The organism is Zarconia sp., assembly GCF_057467645.1.
The window spans coordinates 1-2,864 of sequence record NZ_JBRJXU010000127.1 but is presented as its reverse complement, the minus strand read 5'-3'; the positions used below and the strand labels follow the sequence as shown (position 1 = coordinate 2,864).

2 protein-coding genes and 1 pseudogene are annotated in these 2,864 nt (G+C 45.7%); 1 reads left to right on the top strand and 2 read right to left on the bottom strand.

Going from position 1 to position 2,864, the window contains the following annotated elements:
* Positions 1-176 precede the first annotated feature (176 nt).
* A complete protein-coding gene (locus tag AC2215_RS19750) occupies positions 177-1,286 on the bottom strand; it encodes a glycosyltransferase family 4 protein (protein ID WP_486811722.1) in 1,110 nt (369 codons plus the stop codon).
* An 882-nt stretch (positions 1,287-2,168) separates the two neighbouring features.
* Between AC2215_RS19750 and AC2215_RS19745 the strand changes: the two genes are divergently transcribed.
* Positions 2,169-2,615, top strand: a complete 447-nt coding sequence (locus tag AC2215_RS19745) for a tellurite resistance TerB family protein (RefSeq protein ID WP_486811721.1) — start codon at positions 2,169-2,171, stop codon at positions 2,613-2,615.
* A gap of 129 nt (positions 2,616-2,744) precedes the next feature.
* Here the strand turns inward: AC2215_RS19745 and AC2215_RS19740 are convergent.
* Positions 2,745-2,864 (bottom strand): annotated as a pseudogene (locus tag AC2215_RS19740) (IS630 family transposase); the annotation flags it as partial.

Sequence of the window (2,864 nt, the reverse complement as noted above, 5' to 3'; positions counted from 1 at the left end):
GCTCCCCAGCAACCAGATGTAGCCAGTGCGATCGCTTCGCTCATCAAGAGGCTTGCCAACCGCCCGAATCTCACCCAGAGTCGGCATCCCGTCGACGTCGCGGTCGCAAAACTGACGTGATGGAGGTCTACCGAAAGGAAAATGGCTTTCACTCCCTCAGAAATCTCGAATGGCTGCTATGGGGTCACTGCGAGTAAGGATTTTTCTTCGATCGCCTTGTACAAAGCGGCTTCAAAAAGTTTTGCTTGCGTGGTCCACGTATTTTGAGTGGCGAGCGCATAAGCCGCATCGGACATGGATTGCCAATCCTCTGGAGATAGAGATAATGCCTGCACTAATCGGTTGGCCAGTGCCTCGTCATCTTCAACGGGAACGAGATATCCGTTGACACCATTCTCAATGATATCCATCGGTCCTCCGACTCGAGTCGAGACCACGGGGCATCGACAAGCCATTGCCTCTAGGGGAGGAAGATGGAAGCCTTCACTCCGACTTCCGCACAACCACACATCACAACGCGCGTAAATATCTTTGATTTTGTCTTGTTCGGGCTGTTTGATATATTCAGCACCTTCTGGGAGGGGATAATCGCCAGAAATATCGCAGGCCCCAAAAAGAATTAATTTGAGGTTCGGAAAGGTCTGCGTGGCTTTCGCGACTGCCTTCAAGGCAACATCACATCCCTTGTGGAATGCTGGCTTGTAAAGCATTCCCACGGTGGGAACATCTTGCTTGGTTCGCTTGGGAGCGTAGAATTGTTTGCCATCTACACTATTGAAGATGAGAGAGGTGTCTGAATCTCCGTATTCTTCTGCCATCAGATCGACCAGCCATTGAGAAATGGTGATTTTGTGAAAGGGCAATTGATAAGTGGCTTTTACCCTTTCTACAGGTTGACCTTGATGAGTTTCACATTGCTGAATAAAATAGACTTTCTTGCCTTTAGAAGCCGAGAGACGATCGATTTCTTCAGCGGTTTTCCACCAAGTGGCTACGATTACATCTGCATCGGGAACATCTAGGTCCGTTAAAGTCCGTTCTTTATCGAGAATGTGATGTGGAATCCCAGGGTCTATATTATCGAAGTGAGAGGCGGCTTGAGTGGATTGAATCAGACCTTTACCCTTCAAGAGCGAGCGAAGTTGCTGTTTGAGTTTCGGCTTGGCTTTAGGTCTCGAAATCAGCGACACTTCATGCCCTAACTGATGCAGGCGTTCTGCATAAATGGCCACCACGCGGACTCCACCAGAAAGATTGGCATTCTGAACAACAAAGGTAATTTTCATCAGAGACGGACTTTGGAGAATTTGTCTAGGGGTATATCAAAAAACAGAGTGCAGTACTTAGCTCGGTCAATTGAGAATTCAACCTTCTCGATGTCTATTCGATCGAGAAGGTAAAAGTTTGCAGAAAAAATCAACAATCCGCCGTCGATGAATACACAACACGAACGGATTCAGAGGTTTTAACTTTTAATTATTCCGAGCTTATGCTAACTCTTAAGTTTTATTGTCTAAAAGAAAGTATAGCGCTTCGCGCTCGTGTATTTAAACCATCGAAAAAATATTTTCCATTCCCCATTTCCCATTCCCCCTTTCTCGATCGCGAAATTTGTCATCAGACCCGTGCGAACGGCTATAAAATTGAGGATTGAGAGTTAAATCTGTAAAGTAGATTACAAACTTAATCCGATTCTGAAAAAGGAACAAAATTGGTCGAGTCTCTTCTCTCGTTTCGGGTTACAAGCTGAGTCGAGATGTGCTAGAGTCGCCCTCGGACAGGTTAACGAGCTGGGTCGAACTCTTCGAGTCACGAAGACGAACAATGAATGGTACTTTCACCCCGTATCGCCCATCAAAGGGATCTAAACCCTTGTTGTGGTGGTGTTTTTATTATTTTTATCGTTTCTGTTGCCACATCTAGATTGAAGGAAAACATTACCCGAATTTTTCTCAACGTATTGCGATTTGATTCGTGTCAGAGATCTAGTCGGTGCGAAATAGTCGAACACCACTCCATATGTGTTTTTACCACTTCCGTGTTAAACTGCATAGGGGGTTTGGGGTCAGGTTTTCTATAGCCTGTCTGAGTCCCGACTTTTCAGAATTCAAAATTCAAAATTTCCTCATGTTACGATCGAAGAAGATCGCGCTTCGGAGCTAACTAGGATGAGCTTGTTTGAAAAAGTTTCGGGTGTTCCCAGGCAAAATTCGGTGGCACTGAGTCCGGCGGAAGCATTTGCCGGTATTGCCTTAATCGCGGTGGCGGCAGACGGCTACCTCGCCGATGCAGAAGCCCAAGTTCTTAGCAGTACCTTGCGTCGGATGAATCTATTTCGATCGTACTCGGGAGATGTGATTCGAGGGATGCTCGATCGACTCTTGAGAATTTTACAGCAACAAGGTATTAAACTGTTATTCGATGCCGCCATTCAATCGTTACCGTCCGATTTATACGAAACAATTTTTGCGGTCGTGACGGATCTAGTCTTAGCAGATGGAGCGATTTCCTCTGAGGAAGAGCAACTCTTAAACGATCTATATCAAGCTCTGGAATTATCTGAAGAGATGGCGGTGAAAATTATTGATGTCATGCTGATTAAAAATCGCGGGTAATTCGAGCGATATTACTTGCGATTGTCAGGATTTAGCCACACCTGCCAATCGTCAAATCAACCCCCTGCACCTCTCCTGAGATGGGGAGAAGATGAAGGGTGTAGAGATTTATAGCAACCGCCAAGGCGGTTAGGACACTAAACGAAGGACATATTCGATCGCATCTCGTAAACAATTAAACTGATGGAGTTGTTTGCGGATACGACTTTTCAACCAAGACCAGCACTGTTCAATTTTGTTGAGGTCTGG